Annotated in this window: 1 pseudogene; it reads right to left on the bottom strand. The window is 39.9% G+C overall.

Annotated elements, in window-relative coordinates:
- Positions 1–3,601: pseudogene (locus ABR854_RS25615) on the bottom strand (hypothetical protein); the annotation flags it as partial.

Below are 3,601 nucleotides of genomic sequence, written 5' to 3'. Positions count from 1 at the left end.
GTACTCCACTTGATTGTGCCTGCACAACCTGTTGCTGTCAACGTTGCCGTTTCGCCATTACACAAGCTTGTCTTAGTCGATGAAATTACTGGGGCCGATGGTTTCACTCCTGTGCCTATCACTATCTCATTCGATTTAGGACTTACGCCACATATCGTCTCACATACTACTGAATATATTCCTGCCGCACTTACTGTAATCGTGCTACTTGTTGCGTTTGTACTCCATTTCAATGTTCCATTACAACCTGTTGCACTCAAGGTCGCACTTTCGCCTGAACAGATAGTCGTCTTGTCACTCGTTATCGTCGGCGTCGTTGGACTTACTCCTGTGCGGATGATAATATTATTTGAAGCCACGCTGCTTCCGCAAACATTACTACATGTTGCAGTATATGTTCCTGAAGTACTTACTTCGATAGTACTACCAGTTCCGCCTGTACTCCATGCTAAAGTTCCTATACAACCTGTCGCTGTTAAGGTCGCTTTTTCGCCATCACAACATACGGTTTTGTTTGATGTAATTACTGGTGCTGCTGGTGGTGTATTTCTGTTGATAGTTACTGGTGTGCTATTGTTGCTTGTTCCACAAATGTTTGTACATGTTACTGTATAAGTACCAGGTGTACTAACTGTAATTGTCGAAGTTGACTGTCCATTGCTCCAAGCAAGTGTTCCTTCACATCCAGTTGCTGTCAATGTTGCTGTTTCAGTATTACAAATTGATGTCTTATCTGCTGTTACAGTCGGTGCTGATGGAGTGTTTCCTTTCTTGATTTCGATTTCATTCGATTTCGGACTTACTCCACAAATTGTTTCACAAACAACTGAGTATGTTCCTGCTGCACTTACTGTAATTGTGCTACTTGTTGCATTTGTACTCCATTTCAATGTTCCGTTGCAACCAGTTGCAGTCAATGTTGCTGTTTCTGTTCCACAAATAGTTGTCTTATTCGCCGTTATTGATGGTGTCGTTGGCTTTACTCCTGTACGAATCTCAATAGAGTTAGATGACGAACTTGTACCACAAATATTTGTACATGTTGCAGTGTATGAGCCAGAAGCTGTTACTTGTAATGTGCTTCCTGTTGCTCCAGCAACATTCCAAGTAATTGTTCCATCTGTACAACCTGACGCTGTCAATGTTGCTTTTTCGCCGTCACAACAGATTGTTTTGTCTGATGTAATTACCGGTGCAGAAGGTTTGTTTCCTTTTTGTATTATTATACTTCCGCTTGAAACGCTTGTTCCGCAATCAGTTGTACATGTTGCTGTATATGCTCCACTTTGATTTACTACAATTGATGAACCAGTAGAACCATTGCTCCATAGGATAGTTCCTATACAACCTTCGGCTGTTAATGTTGCCGTTTGTGCATCACAAATGATTGGAGAAGAAGTTTTCACTACTGGCGGATTTGGTTTATCTCCGATAGTGATGATTACTTCATTTGATTTAGGACTTACTCCGCAAATGGTTTCGCAAGTGGCAGAGTATGTACCCGCTCCAACTGTGATTGTCGTGCCAGTTGCATTTGTACTCCATTTCACAGTTCCGTTACAACCTGTTGCCGTTAATTTAACTGTCTCTGTTCCACAAACTGTCAATTTAGCCGCTGTAATCGTTGGACTTGTTGGTGTTACACCAGTTCTAATCTCGATTGTGTTAGAGGCCGAACTTGCACCACAACTATTACTACATGTTGCCGTATAATTGCCAGCAACTGCTACTTGTATGGTGCTTGTTGTTGCACCTGTACTCCAAGTGATTTTTCCTGTACAACCCGAAGCTGTTAATGTTGCTTTCTCGCCGTCACAACAGATTGTTTTGTCAGATGTAATGGTTGGTGCTACTGGAATTGTTCCTTTTGTTACCGTTACCGAATTAGAAACATTACTTGAGCATTCTCCAACTTTACAAACTGCTGTATAGGTTCCTTCGCTACTTACTGTGATGCTTGTTCCAGTTGCATTAGTTGACCAGATGACTGTTCCGCCAACACATGAAGTAGCAGTTAATGTTACAGAACCAGTTTCACAGATTGATGTTGGACCTGAAATATTAATTGATGGTGTTGTAGGTTTTTCTTTTACATCCACTGTAACTGTTGCCGATGTTGTACACTGGTCTTTCGACACTACGATTGTATAAACACCTTCAGCAGCAAGAGTTACATTATTAATTGTAACAATTCTACCTGTTTGAGCAAAAGCATTTGGCCCTGTCCAATTATATGTTGCACCTGTACCATAATCTGGAGAAGTCAATGTTAAGTTTTGACCTTCACAAACATTGGCATTTGATGAGATAAGTTTATCCAAAACTTTGATTTGAACAGATGTTGTGGCTATACCTACACAACCTTTGCTATCCGTTACTGTTACTGTATAAACACCTTGTGTTGCTGTTGTGGCAGGTGAAATACTTGGATTTTGCGATGTCGAAGCAAAACCGTTTGGTCCAGTCCAAGCATACGATATACCACCACTTGATGTCAGGTTGATGGTTGTTCCTTCACAAACTGGTGAGTTACTTCCAATCGTTGGCACTAACTGTGCTGGTTGATTAACAACGATACCTGTGATTGAAACTTTACAACCATTTACATCAGTCACTTCAACTGTGTATGTTCCTGCTGTTAAAGTAGAGATAGTCTGTGTTGTTGCACCTGTATTCCATTTGTATGAATAAGGAGTTTTTCCACCTACAACATTTACTGTTGCTGAACCATCTTTTCCACCATAACAAGTTACATCTGTTTTAGAAGGTGTTGCGTTTAATTTATCTGGTTGCTTAACTTCTACTGTTGTTGTTTTGATACAACCATTAGCATCTTTCACAGTAAGCGTATATGTACCTGCTGTTAAACCTGAAAATATATTGCTTGCTTGGAAAGTTATGCCGTCTTTACTGTATTGATAAGTCGTTTTACCACCGTTTGCTATTAATGTAATTGAGCCATTTGTTTCTCCATTACACTTCACGTCTGTACTTGTTCCAGATAATGTTAGAGCATCTGGTTGGGTAATAGTTACGCTCGTTGTTTTAAGGCAGTTATTCGCATCTTTCACTGTGAAAGTATATGTACCTGCTGTTAAGCTTGAGAATACATTACTTGCTTGGAAGTTTGCTCCATCTTTGCTGTATTGATATGCAGTTGTTCCACCCGTTGCTGTCAAAGTTACACTACCATCGTTTCCACCATTACATTTCACATCAACTGTTGTGTTTGTTAATGTAAGAGCTTCTGGTTGGTTAACTTTAACTGTCGTTGTTTTGATACAACCATTTTTATCTTTTAATGTAAATGTATATGTACCTGCCGCTAAATCAGTGAATACATTTGAAGTTTGGAAAGTAATTCCATCTTTACTGTATTCGTAAGGAGAAACTCCACCGCCAGCAGTCAATGTAACTTTTCCATCATTTCCGCCATTACACTTCACATTCTCTTGTGAACTCGTTAATGTTAAGACTGGTGGTTGAGTGATAACCACACTCGTCGTAGCTGTACAACTGTTCGCATCTGTTACTAATACTGTGTAAGTACCAGCTACTAAATTATTGATGCTTGAGCTCGTTGCATTATTACTCCATTTAT

This window comes from Emticicia sp. W12TSBA100-4, from assembly GCF_040253585.1.
Taxonomy (GTDB): Bacteria; Bacteroidota; Bacteroidia; order Cytophagales; family Spirosomataceae; genus Emticicia.
Note: the sequence above shows the minus strand (reverse complement) of the source record. Positions and strands in the feature narration are given on the sequence as shown.